Genomic DNA, 24,499 nt, shown 5'->3' with positions numbered 1-24,499 from the left:
CTAAAGACTCAGGATTTCCCGCCGGAAGTGATCTTCGTCGTGAGGACATTTCCAGTAGGCGGTTCCGTCGGAGACTCCGGTGGAGAGCGGGTGCTGATGGCCTGGGCACGGAGGAAGTGGCCTGCCCCATTCGTGATCGATGATGTGGTCCTGGAGCTCGCTTGCCAGGCGGGCAAGGGCCTCCTCGCTGGTCTGATCGGTCCCCAGGAAGATCGACCCGGCTGAATCCGTATTGATGCGGAGTCTCACGGCCACTGATTCGGGGTCGGCATTGAAGTCGCCGCAGGGGGAGTGCACTTCGGTGATGTCGAATGTCACCGAAGTGTCTTCGGTGAGCTGGGTGAGGATGGTGTCGACCCAGTGCTCGAGAGTGGTGATATCGGGAATCATCGCCTGGCCTTCGCGTATCTCGTCGAAGGATGCATGGTCAAGCATGTGAAGGGTTAGGGAAACCTGTCCTTGTTGGTACGGGATGGCGAGACTACCTTGATGATGTTCTGGATTGCGCGATTCGTCCCTTTCTTTGGCCTTGGCCGACACCGCGGTGCACGGCTCCGGAGGGATTCGCCATGCCTGAACTTCCCGCGTTCCCGTTCCCCAGCGATCATGCCCTGCGGCCCTCGCCCCGGCTGGGGGAGGTGCGTGGTGAGCGGGCGCCTGTCAGGGTCCAGTTGCCCTATGGTGCTCCGGCCTGGCTGGTGACCCGGTACGAGGACGCCCGGCTCGTCCTCAGCAGTCCGGCCTTCGGGCGGGATCCGCGGCGTGCGGGGCTGGACGAGGCCGACGTCGCTCGCAGCACCCCGGTGGACATCACGGCTCAGACGATGGTGAGCGCCGATCCGCCCGATCACACCCGGGTGCGGCGGTTCGTGTTCCACACGTTCACGCCAAGGCGGATCGAGCGGCTGCGTCCGGGGACGGAACTCATCGCGGAGCAGCTGGTCGACGCGATGGTGGAGCAGGGGCCGCCGGCGGATCTGTTCGAGGCGTTCGGTCTGGCGCTGCCGATCCAGGTCATCTGCGACCTGCTGGGCGTGCCCTTGGGGGACCGCGCCCGTTTCACCGCCTGGACCGACATGCTCGTCGACGCCGATGGCCTGACACCCGAAGAGGTGCTGGCCAGCATCGCCGAGATGAACGACTACCTGGCCGGGCAGGCGGACCTGCGGGCGGAGCACCCGACGGACGACCTCATCGGCGCGCTGGTGCGTGCGCGCATCGAGGGGGACCAGCTCAGCGTCGACGAGATGGTCAACCTGGTGCGGACGCTGCTGGCCGCCGGACACGAGACCACCGCGTCGCAGATCCCCAACTTCGTGTACCTGCTGCTGCGCAACGGCGACTACAAGAGGCTGAGCGACGAGCCCGAACTGGTCCACACGGCGGTCGAGGAGCTGCTGCGGTACGTCCCGCTGATCGCCCAAGGGTCCTTCGCCCGCTATGTGCTGGAGGAGATCGAGATCGGCGGGGTGACGGTGCGCCAGGGTGACCAGGTGCTGGTGGAGCTGTCGGCCGCCAACCGCGACGGCTCGGTGTTCGCCGATCCCGAGACCCTGGACGTCGCCCGCGCCGAGAACCCGCACCTGGCATTCGGGTTCGGCCTGCATCGGTGCGTGGGCGCGTCCCTGGCCCGGATGGAGTTGCAGGTGGCCCTGGCCACGCTCACGCGGCGCCTTCCCGATCTGCGGCTGGCCGTCCCCGCCGACGAGGTGCCCTGGCACCTCCACCGGTTCGTCCGGCGGCCACGCGAACTCCTTGTGACCTGGTGACGTCGCGTCAGCTCCCGGCGCGGTGTTCGTCCAGTTCGAGCTCGATGAACGCCGCGATCATCGCGCGCCACACGGCCTCGGCCACATCGGGCGACAGACCGGCGTCCACCGCGCGCTCCCGGACCGCCTGAACGACCTGCTCCACGCGGTCCGGCGCCCGCACCGCCTGCTCGTCGACCTTGAACCCGGCCGCCTGCCGGACAAGAATCTGCCGATCCGCCAGCAGCCGAACCAACTCACCGTCAAGCGCGTCGATGCGCGCACGAACCTCGGCCAAAGACATCGGATCGGACATGTTGGCCAACCTAGACTAGGCCGCGTCCGATTCCCGCTTCCGCAAGCCGGTGATGTGGGGCGAGCCCACCAGAGGAAGCCGAACGAGCAGGCGGGCAAAGCGGCAACGTGTCGGCGTCCGGGTCCTCCACGTCGGCGACCAGCACCTGCTCACCACGGCCCACCCGGACCGCACCAGCAGCGTCGTCGGCGGCTACATGATCTTCTACTCGCTCGGCTCCGCCCTCGGCGCCACCGCCACGACCACCACGACCACCTCGTTCGGCTGGGCGGGCTCCAGCGTTCTTGGCGCGGGCTTCGTCGTCTGCGCCCTCGCCGTCTGGGCCTCCGGCCGCCGTCTCGCCTCGCGTCCGCACCCCGTGGCGGACGCCCCGCAAGAGCAGCCCCAACTGGAACGTCAGGTTCTGACCAGCGAGGCCTCGAAGGGGTGACGGGCGGCGAAGTAGCCCTGTGCGAGTCTCCGCGGAACCGTTCAGCCATGAGAACGCGAACCGTCACAGAGGCACAGGGCCACATCGCCGCTCATCGCTCACGCCCGACCTTCGGGACCCGTGAGGGCGCACCTCTCGATGCGCACAGTTCAGCGGCAGGCGACCTGAGCCTCGTCCGCTGCGACCTCATGAGGTACCGGCGCGGGGACGGCGGGGCGGTTTCGCAGGCAGACCGTGACCAGGAGACCGACGAGCATTCCAGCGGCGGTCAGCAGCACGACGAGGAACTCGCCGTCAGCGGTGGCGGCCCGCAGGGACTGGCCCGTCCTGCCCTCGGTGCCGAGGTCGGCGATCACCGTGAAGACCGCCAGGCCGATCGCGTTGCCGATGTTGAGGGTCGTGGACGCGATGCCGTTGGCGACGCCCTGCTCGTGCGCGGGCGTGCCCGTGGCCGAGGTGATCCACATCGCCGTCCAGACGATGCCCTGGCCGACCCCGGAGACGACGAGGCCCGGCACGAGCAGCCCGTACCCGGCGTCCGCGTCGAAGCCGAACGCCAGCCCGACCGTGCCGGCCACGCCGACGACGAAGCCGATCAGGAGCGTGGCGCGGTTGCCGATGCGGGTGGCGAGCCGCTCTCCCGCCTGGGTCCCGGTGGCGATCGCGACGGACGGGATGAGGAACGCGAGCCCGGTCTGAAGCGCGCTGTAGCCGTGCACGGTCTGCATCAGCACGGTGAGGAAGTACGGCAGGACCCCGAACGTCGCCATGTAGACGAAGGTGACGCTCACGCCCACGGCGAGGCTGCGGTTGCGGAACAGCCGGAACGGCATCAGCGGGTCGGAGCTGCGGGCCTCCACCACGGCGAACACCGTCAGCAGCGCGACGGCCAGTACGAGGGCTCCCACCACCATCGGGTTGCCCCACCCGAGCTCCGGCCCTTCGACCAGGGCGAAGACGAGCGACGTGGAGCCGCCGGTGACCGTGAGCGCGCCGGGCAGGTCGAACCTGCGGCGCTCACCCCGGGCGGCGTCGCGCGGGATGACGACGAGCGCCGCGGCGGCCACGAGCCCGGCGAGCGGGACGTTCACGAAGAAGACGGCGGGCCAGCCGAAGTTCTCGGTCAGCACACCGCCGAGCAGCGCGCCGATGGTCAGGCCGCTGGCCCCGGCGCCGCCCCACACGGCGAGCGCCCGGTTCCGTCCGGGGCCCTCCTCGAACAGGGTGTTGATCAACGACAGGGTGGCGGGGAGGAGCAGCGCGCCACCGACGCCCTGCACGGCCCGCGCGATGATGATCGTCTCCGCGTTCGGGGCGAGCCCGCCCGCCAGCGAGGAGACGGCGTAGAGGGCCAGTGCGAGCACGAACATCCGGCGCCGTCCGAGCAGGTCGGCCGCGCGTCCGCCGAGCAGCAGGAAGCCGCCCGCGAACACGACGTACGCGCTCACCACCAGTTGCTGGGTCTGGCCCGGGAAGCCGAGGTCGGAACCGATCTCGGGAAGCGCCACGAACACGATGTTGAGGTCGAGCGCGTAGATGAGCTGCGCCAGCGCCAGCAGCGCGAGAGGTAGCCCCAGCCGGAGCGCCGGGGCGCTCGGGGACGAATACGACATGTGAGAGCCCTTCGTGGGTCCAGAGGTGATCGTACGTATGTTTACGTACAGTCGGACTGTCGGGCAAGGGTCGACTCCCAGATTGTTCGAATGTCGCAGTACGATCGGACAATGACCTACCGCCACCCCGACCGCGCTCAGATCCGGGTCGACGACGTCCTGTCCGCCCTGGGCAACCATGTCCGGCTCGCAGCCGTCCGGGTGCTGGACGCGGGCGGCGAGCACAACTGCACCAGCGTCCTGGAGGCCATCGGCGTGACGGCGAAGTCGACCATGACCCACCACTGGCGGGTCCTGCGGGAGAGCGGCGTTATCTGGCAGCAGGCGTCCGGACGCGAGAACCTGGTCACTCTGCGCCGCGACGACCTCGACGCCCGCTACCCCGGACTCCTCGACGCCGTCCTCACCGGCGCCCGCGAAGACGAGGCCCTCGAGACCGTGCCCACCCACCTCTGGTAGGCGCTGTGCAGCTCGGCGAGGAAAGCGGCGGTGAGCGGGGTGTTAGGCGTGGCGTTCATGCTGGTGCCTCGTACATCCGGCGTGGTTATCCAGGGCGGCAGCGTCGAAGGCAGTGGCGAGGGCGTTCATGTACAGCCTCCACCACACATGGGGTCTAGCGCTGGCCCCGCAGGGGAGGCCCAGCGTCCAAGCAGGCAGGACGGCGGACCGCGCGCTTGAAGCCACCGCGGGTATTGCGGCGCGGATCTCGGCGTCCGATGTGACGGGTCAGGACGATCGGCTGTCGCTGCCGAGGTGCCCCGATCCGGCTCCAGGTCTGAACGGTTTCGACCGTGGCCGGGGCGGTACGATCCGAGCGATCTCAGCCTTGGAGGGGCCGGATGTGCGTGTCGACAGCGGCCTCTCGGTTCTCGGGCACGATCGTGTATCACGGTCAGACCGGCCATCCCGAGCACGGCCGGGTTCACGTGCTGGGCTACCAGAACGCGGCCGTCAACCTGGCGAGCGGGCCGAACGCGATGCTCCTGCACGTGCCCGCCACCGGCATGACCCCGGCGAACTTCATCGACACCCGCCACTGCCCGCGCATCCTGCGCGACATGGTCGATGCCCTCGCTCCTCCGTCCCGTGTTCAGGGGCCGACGTCAGAGGGCTTGGTGGCGGCGGCCGGTGGACCACCGCCCGTCCAGATCTTCGACCATGACATCTACACCGTGGTGCTGGCCACCGACCCCACGCTGATTCCCCAAGCGCTGGAACAGGTACCCGAGCATCGACGGATCCGGCCCAACGGGCCGCTGTTCGACTTCTACGCCGCCCGCTATCCGGGACACGCGGTCATCGTGTGCTGTTTCGACAACACCGAGGCGAGATCGGCCAACCCGCTGCTCATGTGGTACCGACCGCACAGCCTTCGTCATTTCGTACTACCGGCGCTGGACTGCCACACCGGCGGCGTCCCCGACCTGACCGCGCAGGTCTCCACCGACCACTGGGTCATTCTCGGACGCAACAACCCACCGACCTCGTGGGGTGTCCAGGTCGACTACACCGAGGACGACAGCCGTCCCGGGCACGACCGGCACCCCGATCGGCACGGCCCCGCCGCGCCGTACCTTCCGACTCGGGTCATGGGCGCACACTTCACCAGCGCCATGCCGAACGGTGACTTCACGATCCCCTATACCGATGTCATCAGAGGCGATCTCACTGCCCTCAGCCGCCTTCTCCCGGGTGCGCGTACTTGTCCGATCGGCCCCGAGACCTTTGATGTCCGGGGTGCTGGGGCTCCACGGCGTCGACCTGATTGATCTTCAACCTCTTCACGTGCAGCACCTGCGCGCTGTCCATCTGGGGTGGCGGGGGCGCCTGCCAGGCCCGGCGCCGGGTGACGGTTTCGGCCGATGGATCAACCCTGTGCGGTCGCCGTGCTGGAGCGTGGTCGCCATGGCGCCTGGATGATCGCGGAATGCAGGCCGGGGCTGCCGGGGCGACGGGCGTGACGGTGAGGGCGGTGAATCCTGCTTCGGTCAGGTACAGGCGGTACTGGTCGGCGGCGGTGGGGAAGCCGTTCACGCACGCGGTGTTGATCCGGTAGTAGCGGGCGGTGCCCTGTGCCTCGACCAGGACGAACCGAACGTCGGCCAGCACCTTGAGGTGGGCCCAGACGGTGGACTGCCCGACCGTGACCTCGTCGACGATCTCGCCGACGTTCATGGGGCGTTCCCGGCGGGCCAGCAGCGACACGATCTGGACGCGGGTCGGGTCGGCGAGCGCCTTGAACCAGGACGCGTACCGGACGGCGGTGGGCCGGTGGTTCAGCGGTTTCGGATGACGGGGCGTCCGCCGAGGGCCCGGGCGATGTCGTCGACGGCGGTGCGGGCGTTCATGCCGGCGCCGATGAGGGTGGCGGAGGCGGGGGCGGTCCAGTCGCCGTATCCGATGAGGTGGAGGCGTGGCTCGGCGGTGGCGTGGGTGCCGGTCATGGGGATCGGCCCGCCGGTGGTCCGCAGCCGGAGCGGGGCCAGGTGCGAGAGGGCGGGGCGGAAGCCGGTGCACCAGATGACGGCGTCGCAGTCGAGGGTGGTTCCGTCGGGCCAGGCGACGCCGGTGGGGGTGAGGCGGGCGAACATGGGGCGGGCGCGCAGGTCTCCGCGGTCGCGGGCGGCGCGGACGGACGGGACGGCGACGATGTCCCCCAGTCCGGCGACACCGCCGTCATCCGCGCCGCCTTGCAGGAGGGCGGCGCGGCGGCGGGTGGCGATGTCGAACAGGGCGCGGCCGTCGATGTCGTCCGGCAGGAGGCGGGGCGGACGCGGCGTCACCCAGGTCGTGTCGACGTCCCCGGTGGCCGACAGGTCGGCGAGGATCTGCGCGGCCGAGTTCCCGCCGCCGACGATGACCACGTGCTGCCCGGCGAATGGTTCGGGCCCCTGGTAGCCGGTGGTGTGGAGCTGGCGGCCGGAGAACTCGGCGCGGCCGGGGTAGTACGGCAGATAGGGACGCCACCAGGTGCCGGTCGCGCTGATCACGCGGCGGGCGCGCCAGGATTCGCCCGCCGCGTGGACGGTCAGCAGATCGCCGTCCCGGCGGACGGCGGTCACGGTGACCGGCCGTCGCACGGGCAGTTCGTATCGCTTCTCGTAGGCGGCGAGGTAGTCGACGACGTGACCGGCGTCGGGGTAGCCGTCGGTGGTGGCGGGCATCGGGCGTCCGGGCAGGCTGCTGTGCTGGGCGGGAGAGAACAGCCGCAAGGACGGCCAGGCGTGGCGCCAGGCGCCGCCGGGTTCGTCCTGGGCGTCCAGGATGACGAACTCCAGCCCGGTGCGGCGCAGGTAGTAGCCCGCCGCCAGCCCGGCCTGCCCGCCGCCGACCACGACGACGTCGAGTGCGTCCGAGGCCATCAGACTCCCGGGCCACCGGCGTGGACGGCGGCGGCCGGGCGGGAAGCGGCACGTCGGCGCAGCCACAGCGAGACGTACACCAGCCCCACCAGCACCGGGACTTCGATGAGGGGGCCGACGACGCCGGCGAGGGCTTGGCCGGAGGTGACGCCGAAGGTGGCGATGGCGACGGCGATGGCGAGTTCGAAGTTGTTGCCGGCGGCGGTGAACGCGAGGGTCGCGGTGCGGGGGTAGGGCAGGCCGGTGGCGCGTCCGAGGGCGAAGGATCCGAACCACATGATCGCGAAGTAGGCGAGCAGGGGGAGTGCGATGCGGGCGACGTCGGTGGGGCGGGAGGTGATGGTGTGGCCCTGGAGCGCGAACAGGATGACGATGGTGAACAGCAGTCCGTAGAGGGCGGTGGGGCCGATGCGGGGCAGGAAGCGGTCCTCGTACCAGGTGCGTCCGCGGGTGTTCTCTCCGATGCGGCGGGTGAGGTATCCGGCCAGGAGGGGGACGCCGAGGAACACCAGGACGTTGATGACGATCTTGCCGACGGAGAAGTGCAGGTCGTCGGTGGCCAGGCCGAGCCAGCCGGGCAGGACGGTGAGGTAGAACCAGCCGAGCACGCCGAACGCCAGGACCTGGAACACCGAGTTGAGCGCGACCAGGACGGCGGCGGCCTCGCGGTCGCCGCAGGCCAGGTCGTTCCAGATGATGACCATGGCGATGCAGCGCGCCAGCCCGACGATGATCAGGCCGGTGCGGTAGGCGGGCAGGTCCGGCAGGAAGATCCAGGCGAGGGCGAACATCACCGCCGGGCCGACCAGCCAGTTGATCACCAGGGACGAGACCATGAGGCGGCGGTCGCCGGTGACGGTGTCCAGGCGGTCGTAGCGGACCTTGGCCAGCACCGGGTACATCATGACCAGCAGGCCCAGCCCGATCGGGAGCGAGACGCCGCCGATCTCGACCTTGGCGAGCGCGTCGTCCAGGCCGGGGACGGCCCGTCCGAGCAGGAGCCCGGCGGCCATCGCGGCGATGATCCACACCGGCAGGAACCGGTCGAGTGTGGAGAGCTTGCCGACCAGGTTCCGCGCCGGGTCGGCGGTCCCGGTGAGGGCTTGGCTGGTGTGGGTCACGGGCAGGCCCTTCGGACGTCGCTGCTGCGGGTCTGTTCGGCTGCGGCGGCCAGCTCGGCGTAGTGCGAGGCCAGCGCCCGCATGGGTTCGGGGCGCAGCCGGTAGTAGGTGTACCGGCCGCACGGTTCGGTCTCCACCAGGCCGGATTCGCGCAGTACGCGCAGGTGGTTGGAGACGTTGGTCTGCTTGGCGCCGGTCTCCTCCACCAAGTGGCAGGTGCACAGGGCCTCGCGGGCCAGCAGCTCCACGATCCGCGCGCGCAGCGGGTCGGCCAGCAGCCTGGTCACATCATTCTCGACTGACATCACCATAGGCTGATACGTTAGCAGCCATCCCACAGTGTGCTTGACCAGGCGAAAGACGGCCGCGCCGTCCAGGAGGAACTCGTGTCCGAGGAGAAGGCCGTCCGGCCGAGCGTGCTGTTCGTCTGCGTGCACAACGCCGGACGCTCCCAGATGGCCGCCGCCTACCTGACCCACCTTGCCGGGGACGCCGTCGAGGTCCGCTCCGCCGGGTCCGAACCCGCCGACCGGGTCAACCCCGCCGTCGTCGAGGCCATGCGCGAGGAGGGCATCGACCTCACCGCCGAGACCCCCAAGATCCTCACCGTCGACGCCGTCCGCGCGTCCGACGTCGTCATCACCATGGGCTGCGGCGACACCTGCCCCGTCTTCCCCGGCAAGCGCTACCTCGACTGGAAACTCGACGACCCCGCCGGGCAGGGCGTCGAGGCCGTCCGCCCCATCCGCGACGAGATCCGCACCCGCATCCAAACCCTCATCACCGAGCTTCTCGACAGGGAGTGTTCCTGAGGTCGGATCGTGAACGCCTCAGGTGTGGGGCTTGCATCCCGTACCGAGGTACAGGCTTACCGTCGGTTCATGGACCTTAGGCGGGGACGAACCGGGCCGGGCTCGGTGGACCAAGGGGCGGGCGACGAATGGGTGCCGCAGTCGTGCACTCTCCCAGCTGACGAGCAGCCGCTACGGATCAAGGAGTTCGACGCATTGTTCGCCGAGGCCGTGACCGAGGTGTGCGAGGTCGCGTTGGGACGGGTCCGGATGCGACTGCGCAAGGAGCCCGGGATTGCCGCACGAGCGGCCGAGTTGGCGTCGCGCGAGACCGGGTGCTGTTCCTTCTTCACCTTCACCCTGATCGCGACCAGCGGCGGGTTGATGCTGGAGGTCAGCGTCGCCCCGCAACGTGCCCAGGTGGTGACGGCCCTGGCCAGACGCGCGGCGGATGTCGCGGGCGTTGCGGTGACCGAGGTCGGCGGATGACTCGCCACAGCTCGACCCGGCCGATCGAGGCGCCATCGAGGAGTCTCCGTAGTGGGGAACTTGCGGCCGCGGCAGGGGTGAATCTCCAGACACTGCGCTATTACGAGCGGCGAGGTCTGCTTGCGGAGCCGGAACGTTCACCGGGTGGGCACAGGCTCTACCCGGCAGAGGTGGTGGCGCTGCTCCAGGCGGTCAAGACCGTGCAACGGCTCGGATTCACTCTGGCCGAGGTCGCCGACCTGCTGGACGCCAGAACGCCTCCGTCGCAGACCACCGACTCCGGGCTCCAGGAGCGGGTGCGATCGAAACTGAGCGAGGTCGAGCGGCGCATAGCCGACCTGGACTTCATTCGAGCCACGTTGCGGCAGGCCATCGACGTCGGCTGCAGCGACCTACTGGCGTGTGCGGACGAGCCGCGATGCCCGCTGCCGTTCGCCGACCCTGCTCACGTCCGAGATCAGTCGAGCTGAAGGAACCGGAAGCGACCGCCTTCGCCCGACGCCCGCCACGTCCTGCGGCGGCTTCTCGGGCGTCAGAGGACGGGCATGCGGCGCACGGCCGGCGTCGGGCGGTGATGCGGGTGGGGCGCCGGCCGCGCCAGGGGCCCGCGCCGTCCAGGTCAGATCGTGGTGAGAGCGGGCAGGGCGAACAGCCCCGACAGGCGGGTGAGCTGCTCGGGAATCGCGCGGTAGTACACCCAGGTCCCGCGTCGCTCACCGTTGATCAGCCCGGCCTGGCGCAGCACCTTCAGGTGGTGGGAGATGGTGGGCCCGGTCACCTCGAAGGCGCCGGTCAGGTCGCACACGCACGCCTCGCCCCCGTCCGCGGCGGCGATCATGTTCAGCAGACGCAGCCGGACCGGGTCGGCCAGCGCCTTGAACACCTTGGCCAGCTCGACGGCCTCGGCCTCGGCCATCGGCGGTCCGCTGAGCGGAGAGCAGCAGGCCGGGACGGTCACGTCATCGACCCTGAGCAACTTAGACATACATCTAATTTGACTCCTATCTATGCAGTGATGCAAGCTGGCCTCTACTTAGAGCATCATCTAAACAGCAGGGTTGGGGTGGGCGTCGATCCGTTCACCTGGATCGCCACCCGCGTCAGGCACGCCTCAGGCAGCCCCGGGACCCCAACCATCCGAGCGCCACATTCGGAGCCCAAGGAGTCATCGTGAGCGAGAACAACCGGCCGCGGGAGTCCGCAGCGTCCTCCGCCGACGGCGGTTGCTGTGGCAGCACCGCGGCAGTCGACGCGGGTGCCCAGCGAGGCATGGTCGAAGACAGCCTCGGTCTCGACATGATCGCCTCCGAGGCGGAAAAGGGCGGTGAGGGGCTGCCGGTGGTCGTGATCGGCGCAGGGCCGACCGGGCTGGCCGCCGCCGCGCACCTGGCCGAACGCGGCCTGGACTTCGTCGTTCTGGAGGCCGGTGACAGCGCCGGTTCGGCGATCGGCCAGTGGGGGCACGTGCGGCTGTTCTCGCCCTGGCGGTACAACACCGACGCCGCCGCCCGCCGCCTGCTGGAGCCGACCGGGTGGAAGCTGCCCGACGCCGACACCCTGCCCACCGGCGCCGACCTTGTCCGCGACTACCTGGTCCCGCTGGCACAGGTGCCCGCCCTGGCCGGACGGGTCCGCACCGGCCAGCGCGTGATCGCCGTGACCCGCCTCGGCCTGGACGTCACCCGCAGCATCGGCCGCGAGACGCGTCCCCTGCTGGTGCGCGCCGCCGGACCGGACGGTGCCGTCACCGACATCGCCGCCCGCGCCGTCATCGACGCCTCCGGCACCTGGGGACGCACCAACCCGCTCGGGCACTCCGGCCTGCCCGCCCCCGGCGAAGACCAGGCCGCCCCCCACCTGACCGGGCCGCTGCCGGACGTCCTGGGCCGCGACCGGGACCGCTTCGCCGGACGCCACACCCTGGTCGTCGGGATGGGCCACTCGGCCGCGGGCACGCTGCTCGCCCTGGCCGAACTCGCCAAGACCGAGCCCGGCACCCGCGTCACCTGGACGGTCCGCGGCACCTCGGTCGCGCGCCTGTACGGCGGCGGCGACGCCGACGGACTTCCCGCCCGCGGCGCTATCGGCACCCGCCTGAAGGCCGCCGTCGAAAGCGGCCGGATCGAACTGATCCGCGGCTTCACCATCACCCGCCTGGACGCGCCCGGCACCGGCGCGGAGTCCGGGCCCGTCCAGGTCGTCGGGCGGACACCGGACGGTGAGCTCGCCGTGGCGGCCGACGTCGTGGTGGCGGCCACCGGGTTCCGGCCCGACCTGGACATGCTGCGCGAGATCCGCGTCGACCTCGACCGCGCGACCGAGGCCCCGGCCCGGCTCGCTCCGCTCATCGACCCCAACTTCCACTCCTGCGGCACCGTCCCGCCGCACGGCGAACGCGAACTGGCCCACCCCGAGCCCGGGTTCTACATGGCCGGGATGAAGAGCTACGGCCGCGCGCCGACCTTCCTCATGGCCACCGGGTACGAGCAGGTCCGCTCCATCGTCGCCGCCCTGGCCGGCGACCGCGAGGCCGCCGACGACGTCCAGCTCGACCTGCCCGAGACCGGTGTCTGCTCCAGCGACCTGCTCACCGAGGACCTCCTGCCCGGCGACACCGGCCAGGACGCGGGATGCGGCACCTCCTGCGGCACCGAACCCGCCGCCACACCGACCGTCCAGGCCGACTCCACGGTCGGAGGATGCTGCGGCGGCCCGGCACCCGAGCCGATCAGCATCGGCGTCGGAGCCCCTGACGGCGGGCTCGGGTTCGCCACCGGGGTCGTCCATGGCTACTCCGGTGACGCCGAACGCGGCGACGCCTGAACCGGCCCGTCACCTCGACGCCCCCCCATGAACCGCGCAACCCCCGCTTCGGTGTCGGCGGCCGACCCTCCGGCCGCCGACACTCGCCGCACGTCACGAGTCCCCCTGGTGGCATTGTGCGTCACCGAGATCACCAGCTGGGGCGTCCTCTACTACGCCTTCCCCGTCCTGGCCCCGGCCATCGGCCGCGACACCGGCTGGTCCACCGGCGCCACCACCGCCGCCTTCTCCGCCGCCCTGGTGGTCGCAGCGCTCGGCGGCATCCCCCTCGGACGCCTCCTGGACCGGCGCGGCCCCCACCTGCCGATGACCGGCGGCTCGATCCTGGCGGTCCTGGCCGTCCTCGGCCTGGCCACCGCCCCGAACCTGGCCTGGTTCACCGCCGCCTGGCTGCTGGCCGGAGTCGCGATGACCGCCGTCCTCTACCAGCCCGCGTTCGCCGCCCTCACCCGGTACCACGCCCCCGACCACGTCCGTGCCCTCACCACCCTCACCCTTGTCGCCGGACTGGCCAGCACCGTCTTCGCGCCCCTGACCAGCGCCCTGGCCGCACACCACAACTGGCGGACGGTCTACCTGACCCTCGCCGCCGTCCTCGCAGCCATCACCATCCCGCTGCACCACCTGGCCCTGCGCCGCCCCTGGCCACCACCACCCACCACCGACCACGGCCCCGACGACCAGCCTGCGGGCCAGGCCTCAGGTCAGACCGGCCACGTGATGCGCAGCAGGCCGTTCCTGCTGCTGGCCACCGCACTCACCCTGTCGGCGTTCGCCATGTACGCCGTGCTCATCAACCTCATCCCGCTGCTCACCAGCCGCGGAGCCTCCGACACCACCGCCGCCTGGGCCCTGGGCCTGGGCGGCATCGGCCAGGTCGCCGGACGCCTCGGCTACGCCAACCTCACCCGCCGCACCAGCGTCCGCGTCCGTACCACCGCGATCCTGGCGCTGTCGGCCGTCACCACCGCGGCCCTGGCCGCCATCCCCGGTCCCGTCGTGCTGCTCATCGCCGTCGCAGTCCTCGCCGGAACCACCCGGGGCATCTCCACCCTGCTCCAGGCCACCGCCGTGTCCGACCGCTGGGGCACCACCGCCTACGGCACCCTGTCCGGAGCCCTGGCAGCCCCCATCACCATCGCCGGCGCCATCGCCCCCGCCGCAGGCGCCGCCCTTGCCGGACACCTCGGCGGCTACCCCACCCTGTTCACCGCCCTCGCCGCCACCTCCGCCCTTGCCGCAGCCGCGACGATCGGCAGCACACCACCCCGGCCCGCAACGTCCTCACGCCGGACGCACCCAGGATGAAGGGGACAGTCCTTCGCATCGCCTGGTGATGGGGCGGAGGACCGAGGCCCGGAACCGGCGGAGGTCCTGACGGCCGACGAACCGGCCCGTTCGGGCTCAGTTTCGGCCTGCGCCGAGGGTGAGCTGACGGCGGTGGAAGTCGTAGTGCCGGGCCGGGTACCGGTAGATGTCGGCCACGGTCATGTAGTCGGTGAAGAACGGATCCCAGCGCGCCGGGTAGTGCATCCCCTGGGCGAGACCGGCGGCGGTCTCCTTCTCGACCCGACGGTGCAGGGAGGCGATGACGCGGTCCATCTTGGCTCCCATACGACGGTGGCCATAGATATGGACGGCCATACAAGGGCCCAGGTAGTTGACGATGTCGAACGGCTTCGTCGCGGCGCTCAGCAGACGCCCATACGTGCGGCTCACGCCCGTCGGCATCCGCCCGAACACGCGGAGGAGCCGCAACAACGCCCAGAGGAGCATGTAGCCGAACAGCATGTGGAACAACAACTGCTCGTTGGTCCACCGCGTCCCGTCCGTCGGACGGGCCAGATCCTCACCGGTCGCAGCGTCCAGAAGCTGGTGAAAGTCCCGCCGAACGCGCTCCAGCTCCGCATGAACCGCTTGAGCGTCCCAATCGGGAGCCGCAGTCATCGGCCACCTCCCGCCTGCGAGAGCGGCACCGTTCCACTCACCACGGTAGGCCGCCCGCCACGAGGTGGCCAGCCGCCAGAACTGGTCGCCAATAAGGGGCAGCCACTATCGGTCGTCCAGCGGACGTCCCGCCCTCCCGGACCGATGGAAAATGATCTCCCGTAACGTGGAAACGGGCCCACGGCAGGGAGGAGATCGCGATCCCGTCGTCCCAGACCACGCTCCTCTGAAAGCGCCTGACCGCGGAGGCGCAACCGACCTGCCTGCACCGACGTCGGGCGTTGGCCGATCGAGGGGACGTCACAACAGGAGCCCCATGTAGATCTCATCGATCGGCCGGCCGTCGATGACCAGAGATGCGCGTCGGAGCCCTTCGTGCTCGAAGCCGCAGGACCGGTAGAGAGCGATCGCGGCGTCGTTGTGAGCCATGGTGGTGAGCTCCAGGCGGTGCATGGAGCGACGGCGTGCCTCCGCGATGGCGGCGTTCAGCAGCGCGCGGCCTATGCCGCGCCGATGGTGGGAGGCGCGGACGCCGAGGATGACATGGCCGCGTCCCTCCACACGCCGCCACGGGCGAACAAGGACGTCGATGACGCCGACGAGCAGCCCTTCATCCTCGGCGACCAGCTGATACGACAACTGGCGTGGCTCCAGGGTCCGCTCACCGGGTTCGGCGAGCATGAACTGCGTCTCGGCGTCGAGAGCGCACCGCAGACCCAGGAGCGCGTCGTGGTCGCCTCGGGGCGGCCGGATCGTGACCATGCCTCATAGTGCCCCGAGCCCAGGTCCACGCCAGGGACCCGAGCGTGGGCGTCGCCTCGGCCGCTCTGACAGGGCGTCCTCAACGAGATGGAACCGGACGCATTGCGGCATCTGGTGGCCGCGCACCTCCGCCCCCGGGCGGTCGGTTCGGAGAATGGGAGTAAGTAGGAGCCGGCGGTGGCGGACGGCGCTGATCCGCCACCCTCGGCTGGGTGGACCTGGTCGAACATGTGGTGTTCGGTGCGTGCGTCGAGGGAGGTGGTGGGTTCGTCGCAGATCAGGAGGGGTGCGTTGCGGTAGAAGCCGCGGGCTGCGGTCAGGCGCTATGGACATCTGACGAACCTCCGAACGGACCCTGTCAGGCGGGACGGATGCGTCCTAGTGTGTGGCTCCCCGAGGATCAGCAGAGAGGCATCCCCCCATGCTTCAGCCCGTCCGGATCATCGCCGTCTCCGTCGCCGCCGTCGCCCTCACCGGCTCGGTGTACGCCACGACCTCGGTCTCGGCCTCACCCGGGGGCAGTGCCGCGCCCCATGCCCGCATCGCGCGGCCGACGGTCGACGCGGACGCCGTCGCCGCCCCGGCCAAGGTCAAGGCACAGGGGTGCGCCTACACGGAGGTGAAGCCGATCAGCAAGTGGGTGGGGCTGCCCGTCTTCGACGCGGCCAAGGCGGCCAAGCCCTATACCGCACGGCTGCGCACCACGCAGGGCACGATCAAGTTCGAGGCGCTGACGGACAAGGCGCCTTGCACGACGTACTCGTTCCGTTTCCTGGCCGAGCGCGGGTTCTTCGACAGGACGCACTGCCACCGTTCCACGACCCAGCGGATCTTCGTCCTGCAGTGCGGCGACCCCACCGGCACCGGCAGCGGAGCGCCCGGCTACCAGTTCCCGGACGAGAACCTGGCGGGCGCCACCTACCCGGCCGGGACGGTGGCGATGGCGAACGCCGGTCCTGACACCAACGGCAGCCAGTTCTTCTTCACCTGGAAGGACACCAAGCTTTCTCCCGCCTACACCCCGTTCGGCCGGGTCACCGAGGGGCTGGACGTGCTGCGGCGTATCGGCGAGGCGGGCAACGACGAGCAGAACAACCCGGGTGACGGCTACCCGAGCCGCTACACCGAGTTCCACAGGGTCCAGATCGGCCGAGGCTAGTTGCCCTGGATCTCACCGTCACCGGAACGCGGACGACCGGGTCCCGCTGGTCGGGCTGCTGATCGACGACAGCCCGCCGGCGGACCGCCCGGGCCGCCGAGTTCGTCCAAGCCGACGCGTGCGCCCCGCCGGCTCGTAGCATGCGTGGGTGGATCTTTCGCATCTTGGTACGCCGATCGGGCCGATGGTTCGCATCCACGGCGGGTTCGCCAACCGGATGTACCGGCTCGACACCGACCAAGGGTCGTTCGCGGTGAAGGAGCTGAACCTCGTCGACCGCCGTTGGGACTATCGCGTCGAGGACGTGTTCAGGTTCGAGCGGGCGGCCTTCGCCGCCGGCATCCCGATGCCAGAGCCGATCTCGGCCGGCCACGACACGCTCGTGCACCGATGGGTCGAGGGAGAAACGGTGCCAGAGGCGCCGGTGTCGGCGGAGTTCGCGTTCGAGATCGGTGAGATCCTCGCGCGCGTCCACGCGCTCGACGTCGCGTGGCCCCAGACGCCGATCGAGGAACCGACGTCATGGGACTGGCCCGAGCTCGCCGCGCGGGCGGCGGCGACCGGACAGCCGTGGGCCGACGAACTCGCCTCTCACGTCGAGACGTTCCTCGCGATCGCCCACTTCGTCGACACCTGCGAACGGCCAGGCCCCGTCGTGCTGACCCATCGGGACGTCCAACCGTGGAACCTGCTCGCTCGAGAGGGGCGGCCGGTCGTGCTCGACTGGGAGCTCTCGGGGATGCTCGACCTGTCCGGCGAGCTCGGCTCGACCGCGCTGAGCCTCGCGAAGGGACCCGGCCTCGACGGCATCAAGCCCGACATCTTCCGCTCGGTCCTGGACGGCTATGTCGCGGGAGGCGCGGTGCTGCCGCCGTCAGGTCCGAGCTGGTTCGTGTACATGATCGGCGGCTGGCTGGGGCACACGAGGTGGAACATCCTGCGGTGCCTTGCCGGTGTCGAGGTGGGTTCCGGCCCTGACCTCGCGCTGTCGCAGGAGTCCGCGCGCAACGGCGTGCGCGGCCTTCCCGACCTGTTCAGCCGACTGCCGGAGCTTGAGACGCTGCTCGTGTGACAGTGAACGTCTTTCGGCTGGGTCTGTGGTGTGGGTGAACGCGGGCGGCGCGGCGGCGACGGCGACGCCACTTGATCTTCGAACGCGGGTTTCCGGGAGCCCGGTCGCTTCGGTGTCCTGTCGGTTCCCGTGGGCGATCGCCGCGTCGTTGTGGGGGCGTCGCCCGCAGAAATCCGCTTTTGTGTGTCACCACGGCTCTGCCAGCATCAAGGCCATGAGTCACCCTCTTGACACTCTGAACTGGCCGATTTCCACCGACCGACTGCTGTTGCGCCGGGCTACGCCCGACGACCTGGACGCGACCTGGGCCTACCGGCAGCTGCCGGAGGTTCACGAATGGGTCGGGGCCGCCACGACGGACTACGACGACTACCGTGAGCGTTTTCTCCGCGAGGAGGGGCTCGCGGACCTGCTCATCATCGAACTGGACGGCGGGGTGATCGGCGATCTGACGCTGCAGGTCCATGACGCTTGGGCTCAGGATGAGGTCGCTGATCAGGCGAAAGGCGTACAGGGAGAGCTCGGGTGGACGTTGGATCCCTCCAGCGGCGGCAAGGGCTACGCCACCGAAGCGGTACGCGCCCTCATCGACCTCGCCTTCGGGAGTCTTGGCCTGCGCCGCCTGCAGGCGGAGTGTTTCTACGACAACGAAGCCTCGTGGCGGCTGATGGAGCGGGTCGGGATGCGCCGCGAACAGCACGCGGTGCGGGACTCTCTCCACCGCACCAAGGGATGGCTCGACGGCCTCTCCTACGCCCTCCTGGCCGAGGAATGGCCCGCTTCCGAGTGATGGACCGCCCCGCTGTCCGGTCCCAGCAGAGTCGGCACGGTCTCACCGACCTGACGCGCTGCAGGCCGGGCGGCATTGCCCGGCCCTTGCTACCGATCTTCTTGCGGTGCCGGCGGACGACACCGGTGGCGTAGGTCAGGGCCTGGCGCGGCAACGACAGGGAAACACGACGCAGAAGCATGCGGAGCCTCTGATGCGGACGGGTGATTGTGCGAGATGAACCGTCCCCAGCGGGTTCGTGTCTCGGAATGCGAATGGCGAGTACGGGATTCATGTACACGGCGGATCAAAAGGAAGCTCGCATCGACGACGGGAGTAATATTCTGGTCGCTCCGTCGACGCTGCGAGACGATGACTTGATCAGGGACTTTTTCGGATCCACGATCACGCCAGAGGAACTTGCTTCTGGTGCGCTGGATCTCGCGGAGAAGTCCGTTTATCTGTGTGGCGATGTATCCGGGATCAGTGGCAGTCGACTCCAGGCGGCCGACCGGGTGTTCGTCATCCGGGAGCTGTCGCACGGTTACCGCGAGGAGGTCGACACTCCTTGGGCTCTCGTCGACCTCGGTCAGGTTCCCATGCGCGTACACGGCGTCGGCGTGTACTACCGTCGCTTTTTCGACCTCGACGCCGATCACTTCGGACGGATCCGTGCGGAGCATGCGTTCCAGTCCCTGACGGAGTCCACCAAACCGGGAACAGCTCATCGCAGCGGGATCTACCTGACGCCCGTCACGCGAAACGGCGACGAACTGCATTTTCGTCTGCTCCGGTGCTCCACGAATCTCTCGGGGCCGACCGAGGGCTTTCGCTCGACCGACACGAGCATCGTCGAGGCCCTGAACCGCGAGGCCGCCGCCGTCTTCCGGAACCAGGCACCGCTGAATCACGTCCTCGCCCAGATCTACCACAACACCCCCGCCACGGCCGAGCGCAAGCAGTCCAAGGCCAAGATCTCGGCCCATGCCGACAAGACCAAGGACATGCCCGTCAACGGCATCATGGCGTTCTGCACCTTCTATGACCGGCTCGACAAGCTGCAGCCCATGGCCGAGGACGCCTTCGACCACGGTGAGAAGGGTGCCAGCGGGCTGACCAGGCTTCACTTCCGCCTCAAGGATCCGACCGGAGAACAGGGCGGGGGTGCGCTCCCCTCGCAGTTCAGCCTGACCCTCTACCCCGGCTCCGTTTTCCTCATGCCGCTATCCACCAACCGGCTGTACACGCACGAAATCCGGCCCTCGGCGTTGGACGCCGATTCGCTCCCGATTCGCCTGGGATACGTGGTGCGCTGTTCGAGCGCCGAAGCCGTTCACAAGAACGGCCACACGTTCCTCAAAGTGGACGGAGGCCTGGTGAAACTGGAGCCACCCACACCGGCGGGCATGAACGAGCTGCGCAGGCTGTACGCCGAGGAGAACAAGACCTCGTCCTTCATCGACTATGGCAACGAGATTCTCTTCAGTATGAACACGGGAGACTATGTTGCCCCTCGAGCCTAAGATCTCGGATGAGATCCTCTCGTATGATTTGCCGGTCGAGGTGGATCTCTTCGCGGAGCTGTCTGCTTCAGCTCGTCTGGAGGACGTAGGAAAAGGACGCCTCGGCGCCACGCTTGCCAAAGTCGACGAGGTGGACGGTGTGCCTCTCGTGCGCACTACCACGCGATACGGCAACCCGATGCAGCGTTTCCGCGCGGTGCACGAAAGGTTGGCGCAACAGATTCAAGAGCGTGCGGGGCTCTCGGGCGGCTTCAATAACGCTCTCATTGAGATCTACACGAACGCCTACAGAACCATGGGTGGCCACTCCGACCAAGCCCTCGATCTGGCCGACGGGTCGTTCATCGCCGTCTTCTCCTGCTACCAGCATTCCGAAGTGAGTGCCCCCAGGAAGCTGATCTTTGAGTCAAAGGGATCCGGTGGTGAGAAGTTCGAGATCCCCCTTGCCCACAACAGCGTCGTCACGTTCTCTGTCGACACGAATCGGCGCATCAGGCACAAGATCGTGCTGGATGCACCCGTCCAGGCTGCGGACAGCCAATGGCTGGGCGTAACGTTTCGAACGTCGAAGACCCTCGTTCGGTTTCGTGACGGACACGCATACCTCCCGCAGGGGGGCCGCCTCGCGTTGGCCAACGATGAGCAGACGCGCGAGTTCTACCAACTGCGGCGCCGCGAGAACAAGGAAACAGACTTCGTCTACCCTCCGCTGACGTACACCATCAGCGAGAGCGACCTGATGCCGCCCGTCTGACCTCGAACCGATGTCATGCCCGTGCGTCCTGGCAGGCGAGTTGATCACCACGATCAGCGCCTCTCACTTCCAGTGAGTCTCGGCGTACTGCTCTGCTGGCGCAGGGGGCGAGATGTTCACTGAGGCCGGCGCCGAGTTCGAGGTGGCCGTGGCGACCGTGCGGCCTGGGCCTGCCCACAGCAGCCTCGGAACCTGCTTGGTGGCCGCACGCGTTTTGTGGCGTGCGCAGCGCGACGGCGCGGCGAGCTCCGGGGAGGGACGTGGACCGTCCCGCACGCGCCGCACCGTCCAAGCTGAACCGATCCCCGCGAAGAGAACCCCGTACGTCCTGGTCGTGACCGTCGGGCCGGGTGGGACGGTTCAGGTATAGGAGTCGCCGAAGTCGCCCATGGCCTCGCGAAACTCCGGGGAGCGAATCCGGTCGGTCATGTCCAGGAGATCCTGAACGCCGGATGCCTCAATCCAGATCCGCCGTCCGTCCAGACGCCCTCCGAGGCCGAGGAGTGCCACCCACAGGGACACGCCCATGTATCCCTCGACGCGGTGCGGCTGGACGTTGAGGATCCAGCCCGCCGTGACGGGGGATTCGGCCATCGCCTCATGCGCGCGCCGCACGTGGGCTTCCTCGTCCCTGCGCCCGTCGGCTTCGAGTATCCACCCCAGATCCGGGCCGGGGTCGTGTCGCTGGAACCGGGTCCTTCTGGTGCGCGGCCACCTCATGCCCGGGATCCGGATCAGAGCGATCGCGTCACGCATCGGCCTCATCCTTCTCGTCCTCGGGGGTGGGCAGCGGCCCCATGCGCCGGATGGCTTCGCTGACGATGTCCAGGTACTCGGTGTGCGCGAGCGCGGTGATGATCCGGATACGCGCGGGAAAGTCCCCGAACGCCGCCAAGCGGTCGGTGAACGCCGCCTTGACCTCCTCCCATGCCGCGTCCAGCGCCAGCAGGACGGGGAGTGCCTCCGCGTCTTCCAGGGCGTCCGCCGCGTCGGCGGCCGCGAGCACGGAGACCAGTTCGCGCATGCGCGCCGACGACCGTCCGTCCGCCCACGCGACGTCCCACACCCTGGACCAAGCACCGACGACGACGGGCACCAGAACAGCAGGTTCCGCGAAGCGAGTGGTGCGGTTCTTGTAGGAGCCCCGGGCGGTCACCGCACGCCCCCTGTGTTGTCCACGCGATCAGACGGAGCACGTCGTCCAGGTCGGCCACGAGCCCGAGCGACTCACGTCCGGCGTCGGGCCCCGTCCACACGAAGCACCACCTCCCACACTGGTAGTCGACCCGAACCGTGATCGGCGGGGCGCCGACAGCGGACAACGCCACAGCGTCCTGCTCACGAACCGCGCTCATTCCATAGCGCGGGGCCGCATGCTCCAGCGCGTCGAGAGCCTGCCCGCGAGGATGACGCGGACGCGACACGGCGGGGATTGAGGCTTGGGGCTGGACGGTCTGAGCAGCTCCTGCCGCGTGCCGTCCTCCGCGCCGCCATGCGAGGCGCATACGAGACCTCCGATACGGATTGTGAGATGCGGATTACAGACTGCGTCGGCTCGGGATATCGTCGCTACGGTTCCCGGAACTTTGCTCACGGAAAGGGATCTTGGAAATGCCGCCAAGCAGGCGAACCGCCCCCGGTCCCCAAAGGGCAACATCTCGACGCAACGCCACAATGCGAGTGCTCGACCCCTCCCGCTCGTTGTGGGACTTGATAGCCGTCGAGCTGGAGCGCCAGATCTACGAAAAGAGCACGTCGCAAGCCGGAGTCGCCAAGATCCTCGGGTGTGATCGTTCGACCGTCACACGTGTCTTGAGCGGCGTTCGTCGGATGGCTCCGGAACATGCGGCAACACTCGACACCGCGTGGAATCTTCGGGGCCTGCTCGGTCACCTGGTCGCGCACGCACTCGCGCGACCGGACGAGGACTACATGCCCGCGTTCGCCGAGTACGAGGCGCGCGCTACTCGCATCCGCTCTTGGGGCACCGCCTTCATCCCCGGTCTCTGGCAGACCCCGGAGTACGCGCGCGCGACCTTGGAAGCCGCATGGTCTGCCGGGCTCCTGGACGACGTCGACAAAGCGCTCGCCACACGCCTCGACCGGCAAAAGCGTGTGTGGGGGAGTGATGATCCGCCTCGAATCACGGCCATCATCGCGTGGACGGTGCTCCGTACCCAAGCGGGCGGAAACGATGTCATGGCCGCCGCTCTCGCGCACATGCTCGAACTTGCACAACGCCCCGGAGTGAGCGTCCGCATCGTGCCTGAGGAGGCCGGGCTGCACGTGGGACATGACGGCCCCTTCCAACTCCTCACCGTGGGCAGCGACGTAGCGTTCACCGACGCCCCCGGAACGATCGGACATCTGTTCTTGGAGCCGTCCCGTGTGGAGCAGTACGCACGCAGGATGGAAAGAATCAGTGACATAGCCTGGACGGCGGGAGAGTCTGTAGCTGCTATCGAACAAGGCATGGGCAGGTACGCATGAGCATCGAATGGCGCAAGTCGAACCGCAGCAACACCACAGGCGGGGAGTGCGTGGAGGTCGCTCGCCTCACGGGCGACACCGTGGGCGTCCGCGACAGCAAGGACCCCGAGGGGCCCCAGCTTGGTATCACCCCCGCCGCAGCACGTGGCCTTGCGGAGGTGCTTCGAGCGGGAGAGTGATGACCAGGTGCGCATGACAGACGTGCCATGGCGCAAGGCGTCGTACTCAAGTGACGGCGGCAGCGAGTGTGTTGAGTGCGCTGATTTCGAACGTGTTCCGGGTCTCTCCGGTCGCGTCGGAATACGTGACAGCAAGGGCCTGGCTGGTTCCGCGCTCGCTCTCCCCAAGACTGCAGCGCGAGACCTGCTGATCCGAATCAAGCAGGAGAGTACGACCTGGAGTGACCCCGGAAAACGAACCCCCGGAGGTCTCCGGCTCTGTGTCCAGGGGAGACTCCTCAGTACGCCTGCCGCGTCGCACGGTCAGGCGGGGGCGCAGCAATGGAGGACCACGCATGAGCGAATGGCGCAAGTCGAGCCGCTCCGGCTCCGAAGGCGGCGACTGCGTGGAGCTTGCCCGCCTGCACCCCGAAGCTGTGGGCGTTCGTGACAGCAAGGACCCGGAGGGCCCCCGGCTTGCTCTTGGGCCTTCCGTCGCCCGTTGCCTCGCGGACGCCATCCGCGCAGGCCAGTACGACACGCACTGACCCACCACTACCCGCAGCCCCCCCGGCCCACCGAGGTTGGGGGGCTGTTTGCTGTCCTCGTAGCGGCGCAGCTCAGGTCGTAGCACTGGCGGTACAGGGCCATCACGATCGACTCCGCCTGCCGTGACGTCGTTCCGCCGACCGGAAGCTCGGACGGCGCGTCCTGCATCGGCTGCCGAGGGTGCGCGTCGCTGACCACATCGCAAGAGGGCTGCGAATGCAGACCCATCAGCGGAGGATTGGCGAGCCTGCCCGCGGAGCAGGCGGCGGGGTGACGGCGTTGATGAACTCGGTGCGTTCTGGCGGTGAGTGACCGTCTGCAGGGTCCGAGGTCGGGGTGGTCGGGGACTGGCAGCAAGGTGCCAGTGTGGTTGCTGCCATGGGTGATCCCTTTTGGGTGACGTGGACGACGGCAAGACTGTTCAACAAGCGGGCAACGCTGGACCTCATGGCCACTGACCAGCCCGAACGTGAACAGGAAGGTGTGATCGAGATGCACCGAAACCGCACCGTCGGCCGTCACGTCACGCCGACCGTTCAGGTCGGGGCCGCGTCGAAGGCCGCTCGCGGCGGGTTCGGCTGGGCTACGTAGATGGAGATGGCGCGGGCGCGCTTGGGGCACGT

The 24,499-nt window shown here is 68.9% G+C and carries 31 protein-coding genes; 19 read left to right on the top strand and 12 right to left on the bottom strand.

Annotated elements, in window-relative coordinates; all coding sequences use genetic code 11:
* Nucleotides 1-540: a hypothetical protein gene (locus EBO15_RS19610; protein WP_147481556.1), complete on the bottom strand. Its 540-nt coding sequence runs from the start codon at nt 538-540 to the stop codon at nt 1-3.
* A gap of 29 nt (nt 541-569) precedes the next feature.
* Here EBO15_RS19610 and EBO15_RS19605 point away from each other — a divergent pair, with 29 nt between their 5' ends.
* Entirely contained in the window at nt 570-1,769 is a 1,200-nt protein-coding gene (locus EBO15_RS19605) for a cytochrome P450 (RefSeq protein WP_122195864.1), read from the top strand.
* A gap of 7 nt (nt 1,770-1,776) precedes the next feature.
* Here EBO15_RS19605 and EBO15_RS19600 read toward each other — a convergent pair whose 3' ends face one another.
* On the bottom strand, nt 1,777-2,064 hold the full coding sequence (locus EBO15_RS19600) for a chorismate mutase (protein ID WP_233616301.1): 288 nt from the start codon (nt 2,062-2,064) through the stop codon (nt 1,777-1,779).
* Nucleotides 2,065-2,116: 52 nt separating this feature from the next.
* Between EBO15_RS19600 and EBO15_RS45355 the strand changes: the two genes are divergently transcribed.
* The gene (locus EBO15_RS45355) at nt 2,117-2,494 is read left to right on the top strand and encodes a hypothetical protein (RefSeq protein WP_199744663.1); all 378 of its coding nucleotides are present in this window, start codon (nt 2,117-2,119) and stop codon (nt 2,492-2,494) included.
* Between the two features lie 149 nt (nt 2,495-2,643).
* Here the strand turns inward: EBO15_RS45355 and EBO15_RS19590 are convergent, their stop codons facing one another.
* Nucleotides 2,644-4,107, bottom strand: coding sequence for an MFS transporter (locus EBO15_RS19590; RefSeq protein WP_199744662.1), 1,464 nt, complete (start codon nt 4,105-4,107; stop codon nt 2,644-2,646).
* A 111-nt stretch (nt 4,108-4,218) separates the two neighbouring features.
* On the opposite strand from EBO15_RS19590, the gene EBO15_RS19585 reads away from it, so the two are divergent.
* Complete coding sequence (locus EBO15_RS19585; RefSeq protein WP_122195863.1) at nt 4,219-4,566, top strand: ArsR/SmtB family transcription factor; 348 nt, start codon at nt 4,219-4,221, stop codon at nt 4,564-4,566.
* 380 nt (nt 4,567-4,946) lie between these two features.
* Complete coding sequence (locus EBO15_RS19580) at nt 4,947-5,876, top strand: hypothetical protein (RefSeq protein ID WP_199744661.1); 930 nt, start codon at nt 4,947-4,949, stop codon at nt 5,874-5,876.
* Here EBO15_RS19580 and EBO15_RS19575 read toward each other — a convergent pair.
* The 4 genes from EBO15_RS19575 to EBO15_RS19560 form a co-directional block, all read right to left on the bottom strand.
* Nucleotides 5,782-6,387 (bottom strand): ArsR/SmtB family transcription factor, encoded by a 606-nt coding sequence (locus EBO15_RS19575; RefSeq protein WP_122195899.1) that lies wholly within the window; start codon nt 6,385-6,387, stop codon nt 5,782-5,784. The genes EBO15_RS19580 and EBO15_RS19575 overlap by 95 nt on opposite strands.
* On the bottom strand, nt 6,384-7,469 hold the full coding sequence (locus tag EBO15_RS19570) for an ArsO family NAD(P)H-dependent flavin-containing monooxygenase (RefSeq protein ID WP_122195862.1): 1,086 nt from the start codon (nt 7,467-7,469) through the stop codon (nt 6,384-6,386). The genes EBO15_RS19575 and EBO15_RS19570 overlap by 4 nt, the downstream gene beginning before the upstream one ends.
* Nucleotides 7,469-8,482, bottom strand: coding sequence for an ACR3 family arsenite efflux transporter (gene arsB / locus EBO15_RS19565; protein ID WP_233616307.1), 1,014 nt, complete (start codon nt 8,480-8,482; stop codon nt 7,469-7,471). Before arsB ends, EBO15_RS19570 begins: the two co-directional genes overlap by 1 nt.
* Before the next feature lie 104 nt (nt 8,483-8,586).
* Entirely contained in the window at nt 8,587-8,901 is a 315-nt protein-coding gene (locus EBO15_RS19560; protein WP_122195860.1) for an ArsR/SmtB family transcription factor, read from the bottom strand.
* A 75-nt stretch (nt 8,902-8,976) separates the two neighbouring features.
* Here EBO15_RS19560 and EBO15_RS19555 point away from each other — a divergent pair, with 75 nt between their 5' ends.
* From EBO15_RS19555 to EBO15_RS19545, 3 genes are all read left to right on the top strand, one after another.
* Nucleotides 8,977-9,402 (top strand): arsenate reductase ArsC, encoded by a 426-nt coding sequence (locus EBO15_RS19555; RefSeq protein ID WP_267898418.1) that lies wholly within the window; start codon nt 8,977-8,979, stop codon nt 9,400-9,402.
* A gap of 195 nt (nt 9,403-9,597) precedes the next feature.
* Entirely contained in the window at nt 9,598-9,870 is a 273-nt protein-coding gene (locus tag EBO15_RS19550) for a hypothetical protein (RefSeq protein ID WP_233616299.1), read from the top strand.
* Nucleotides 9,867-10,340 (top strand): MerR family transcriptional regulator, encoded by a 474-nt coding sequence (locus EBO15_RS19545; RefSeq protein ID WP_122195858.1) that lies wholly within the window; start codon nt 9,867-9,869, stop codon nt 10,338-10,340. Before EBO15_RS19550 ends, EBO15_RS19545 begins: the two co-directional genes overlap by 4 nt.
* Nucleotides 10,341-10,489: 149 nt before the next feature.
* Here the strand turns inward: EBO15_RS19545 and EBO15_RS19540 are convergent, their stop codons facing one another.
* Nucleotides 10,490-10,855: an ArsR/SmtB family transcription factor gene (locus EBO15_RS19540; protein ID WP_122195857.1), complete on the bottom strand. Its 366-nt coding sequence runs from the start codon at nt 10,853-10,855 to the stop codon at nt 10,490-10,492.
* 185 nt (nt 10,856-11,040) lie between these two features.
* Here EBO15_RS19540 and EBO15_RS19535 point away from each other — a divergent pair, with 185 nt between their 5' ends.
* Together EBO15_RS19535 and EBO15_RS19530 are read left to right on the top strand one after the other, a co-directional pair.
* Nucleotides 11,041-12,693 (top strand): FAD-dependent oxidoreductase, encoded by a 1,653-nt coding sequence (locus EBO15_RS19535; RefSeq protein WP_233616298.1) that lies wholly within the window; start codon nt 11,041-11,043, stop codon nt 12,691-12,693.
* Nucleotides 12,694-12,801: 108 nt separating this feature from the next.
* Complete coding sequence (locus EBO15_RS19530) at nt 12,802-14,001, top strand: MFS transporter (protein WP_267898417.1); 1,200 nt, start codon at nt 12,802-12,804, stop codon at nt 13,999-14,001.
* Between the two features lie 96 nt (nt 14,002-14,097).
* Here EBO15_RS19530 and EBO15_RS19525 read toward each other — a convergent pair whose 3' ends face one another.
* Together EBO15_RS19525 and EBO15_RS19520 are read right to left on the bottom strand one after the other, a co-directional pair.
* Nucleotides 14,098-14,640 (bottom strand): DinB family protein, encoded by a 543-nt coding sequence (locus tag EBO15_RS19525; protein WP_122195855.1) that lies wholly within the window; start codon nt 14,638-14,640, stop codon nt 14,098-14,100.
* A gap of 300 nt (nt 14,641-14,940) precedes the next feature.
* Nucleotides 14,941-15,321, bottom strand: coding sequence for a GNAT family N-acetyltransferase (locus EBO15_RS19520; protein ID WP_158628283.1), 381 nt, complete (start codon nt 15,319-15,321; stop codon nt 14,941-14,943).
* 502 nt (nt 15,322-15,823) lie between these two features.
* Between EBO15_RS19520 and EBO15_RS19515 the strand changes: the two genes are divergently transcribed.
* From EBO15_RS19515 to EBO15_RS19495, 5 genes are all read left to right on the top strand, one after another.
* Nucleotides 15,824-16,561, top strand: a complete 738-nt coding sequence (locus EBO15_RS19515; RefSeq protein WP_122195853.1) for a peptidylprolyl isomerase — start codon at nt 15,824-15,826, stop codon at nt 16,559-16,561.
* Nucleotides 16,562-16,709: 148 nt separating this feature from the next.
* On the top strand, nt 16,710-17,633 hold the full coding sequence (locus EBO15_RS19510) for a phosphotransferase family protein (RefSeq protein WP_122195852.1): 924 nt from the start codon (nt 16,710-16,712) through the stop codon (nt 17,631-17,633).
* 214 nt (nt 17,634-17,847) lie between these two features.
* Complete coding sequence (locus EBO15_RS19505) at nt 17,848-18,423, top strand: GNAT family N-acetyltransferase (RefSeq protein ID WP_122195851.1); 576 nt, start codon at nt 17,848-17,850, stop codon at nt 18,421-18,423.
* 272 nt (nt 18,424-18,695) lie between these two features.
* On the top strand, nt 18,696-19,925 hold the full coding sequence (locus EBO15_RS19500; protein WP_122195896.1) for a hypothetical protein: 1,230 nt from the start codon (nt 18,696-18,698) through the stop codon (nt 19,923-19,925).
* Nucleotides 19,906-20,679 (top strand): alpha-ketoglutarate-dependent dioxygenase AlkB, encoded by a 774-nt coding sequence (locus EBO15_RS19495; RefSeq protein ID WP_122195850.1) that lies wholly within the window; start codon nt 19,906-19,908, stop codon nt 20,677-20,679. The genes EBO15_RS19500 and EBO15_RS19495 overlap by 20 nt, the downstream gene beginning before the upstream one ends.
* A 360-nt stretch (nt 20,680-21,039) precedes the next feature.
* Here the strand turns inward: EBO15_RS19495 and EBO15_RS19490 are convergent, their stop codons facing one another.
* On the bottom strand, nt 21,040-21,435 hold the full coding sequence (locus tag EBO15_RS19490) for a hypothetical protein (RefSeq protein ID WP_147481555.1): 396 nt from the start codon (nt 21,433-21,435) through the stop codon (nt 21,040-21,042).
* Nucleotides 21,428-21,835: a hypothetical protein gene (locus EBO15_RS19485; RefSeq protein WP_147481554.1), complete on the bottom strand. Its 408-nt coding sequence runs from the start codon at nt 21,833-21,835 to the stop codon at nt 21,428-21,430. Before EBO15_RS19485 ends, EBO15_RS19490 begins: the two co-directional genes overlap by 8 nt.
* Nucleotides 21,836-22,359: 524 nt before the next feature.
* On the opposite strand from EBO15_RS19485, the gene EBO15_RS19480 reads away from it, so the two are divergent.
* The 5 genes from EBO15_RS19480 to EBO15_RS19460 all read left to right on the top strand — a co-directional run bounded on the left by EBO15_RS19480 (nt 22,360) and on the right by EBO15_RS19460 (nt 24,467).
* Nucleotides 22,360-23,169 carry a DUF5753 domain-containing protein gene (locus tag EBO15_RS19480; RefSeq protein ID WP_147481553.1) on the top strand — a complete coding sequence of 270 codons (810 nt, stop codon included), beginning with the start codon at nt 22,360-22,362 and terminating at the stop codon, nt 23,167-23,169.
* On the top strand, nt 23,166-23,348 hold the full coding sequence (locus EBO15_RS19475; protein WP_122195846.1) for a DUF397 domain-containing protein: 183 nt from the start codon (nt 23,166-23,168) through the stop codon (nt 23,346-23,348). Before EBO15_RS19480 ends, EBO15_RS19475 begins: the two co-directional genes overlap by 4 nt.
* Nucleotides 23,349-23,361: 13 nt before the next feature.
* Nucleotides 23,362-23,778, top strand: a complete 417-nt coding sequence (locus EBO15_RS47320) for a DUF397 domain-containing protein (RefSeq protein ID WP_122195895.1) — start codon at nt 23,362-23,364, stop codon at nt 23,776-23,778.
* Entirely contained in the window at nt 23,735-23,875 is a 141-nt protein-coding gene (locus EBO15_RS19465) for a DUF397 domain-containing protein (protein ID WP_233616297.1), read from the top strand. Before EBO15_RS47320 ends, EBO15_RS19465 begins: the two co-directional genes overlap by 44 nt.
* 367 nt (nt 23,876-24,242) lie before the next feature.
* Nucleotides 24,243-24,467 (top strand): hypothetical protein, encoded by a 225-nt coding sequence (locus EBO15_RS19460; RefSeq protein WP_147481552.1) that lies wholly within the window; start codon nt 24,243-24,245, stop codon nt 24,465-24,467.
* The last annotated feature ends 32 nt before the right edge of the window (nt 24,468-24,499 follow it).

It is taken from the genome of Actinomadura harenae, from assembly GCF_003696215.1.
Taxonomy (GTDB): Bacteria; Actinomycetota; Actinomycetes; order Streptosporangiales; family Streptosporangiaceae; genus Spirillospora; species Spirillospora harenae.
The sequence above is the reverse complement of the archived record's forward strand: the minus strand, read 5'-3'. Positions and strand labels throughout refer to the sequence as shown.

Bases quoted from the DNA above. Each gene is read 5' to 3' on its own strand.
- EBO15_RS19605 (WP_122195864.1), top strand. From the start codon at position 570: ATGCCTGAACTTCCCGCGTTCCCGTTCCCCAGCGATCATGCCCTGCGG.
- EBO15_RS19600 (WP_233616301.1), bottom strand. From the start codon at position 2,064: ATGTCCGATCCGATGTCTTTGGCCGAGGTTCGTGCGCGCATCGACGCG.
- EBO15_RS45355 (WP_199744663.1), top strand. From the start codon at position 2,117: ATGTGGGGCGAGCCCACCAGAGGAAGCCGAACGAGCAGGCGGGCAAAG.
- EBO15_RS19590 (WP_199744662.1), bottom strand. From the start codon at position 4,107: ATGTCGTATTCGTCCCCGAGCGCCCCGGCGCTCCGGCTGGGGCTACCT.
- EBO15_RS19585 (WP_122195863.1), top strand. From the start codon at position 4,219: ATGACCTACCGCCACCCCGACCGCGCTCAGATCCGGGTCGACGACGTC.
- EBO15_RS19580 (WP_199744661.1), top strand. From the start codon at position 4,947: ATGTGCGTGTCGACAGCGGCCTCTCGGTTCTCGGGCACGATCGTGTAT.
- EBO15_RS19570 (WP_122195862.1), bottom strand. From the start codon at position 7,469: ATGGCCTCGGACGCACTCGACGTCGTCGTGGTCGGCGGCGGGCAGGCC.
- arsB (WP_233616307.1), bottom strand. From the start codon at position 8,482: ATGGCCGCCGGGCTCCTGCTCGGACGGGCCGTCCCCGGCCTGGACGAC.
- EBO15_RS19560 (WP_122195860.1), bottom strand. From the start codon at position 8,901: ATGGTGATGTCAGTCGAGAATGATGTGACCAGGCTGCTGGCCGACCCG.
- EBO15_RS19545 (WP_122195858.1), top strand. From the start codon at position 9,867: ATGACTCGCCACAGCTCGACCCGGCCGATCGAGGCGCCATCGAGGAGT.
- EBO15_RS19540 (WP_122195857.1), bottom strand. From the start codon at position 10,855: ATGTCTAAGTTGCTCAGGGTCGATGACGTGACCGTCCCGGCCTGCTGC.
- EBO15_RS19525 (WP_122195855.1), bottom strand. From the start codon at position 14,640: ATGACTGCGGCTCCCGATTGGGACGCTCAAGCGGTTCATGCGGAGCTG.
- EBO15_RS19520 (WP_158628283.1), bottom strand. From the start codon at position 15,321: ATGCTCGCCGAACCCGGTGAGCGGACCCTGGAGCCACGCCAGTTGTCG.
- EBO15_RS19515 (WP_122195853.1), top strand. From the start codon at position 15,824: ATGCTTCAGCCCGTCCGGATCATCGCCGTCTCCGTCGCCGCCGTCGCC.
- EBO15_RS19505 (WP_122195851.1), top strand. From the start codon at position 17,848: ATGAGTCACCCTCTTGACACTCTGAACTGGCCGATTTCCACCGACCGA.
- EBO15_RS19500 (WP_122195896.1), top strand. From the start codon at position 18,696: ATGTACACGGCGGATCAAAAGGAAGCTCGCATCGACGACGGGAGTAAT.
- EBO15_RS19495 (WP_122195850.1), top strand. From the start codon at position 19,906: ATGTTGCCCCTCGAGCCTAAGATCTCGGATGAGATCCTCTCGTATGAT.
- EBO15_RS19490 (WP_147481555.1), bottom strand. From the start codon at position 21,435: ATGCGTGACGCGATCGCTCTGATCCGGATCCCGGGCATGAGGTGGCCG.
- EBO15_RS19475 (WP_122195846.1), top strand. From the start codon at position 23,166: ATGAGCATCGAATGGCGCAAGTCGAACCGCAGCAACACCACAGGCGGG.
- EBO15_RS47320 (WP_122195895.1), top strand. From the start codon at position 23,362: ATGACAGACGTGCCATGGCGCAAGGCGTCGTACTCAAGTGACGGCGGC.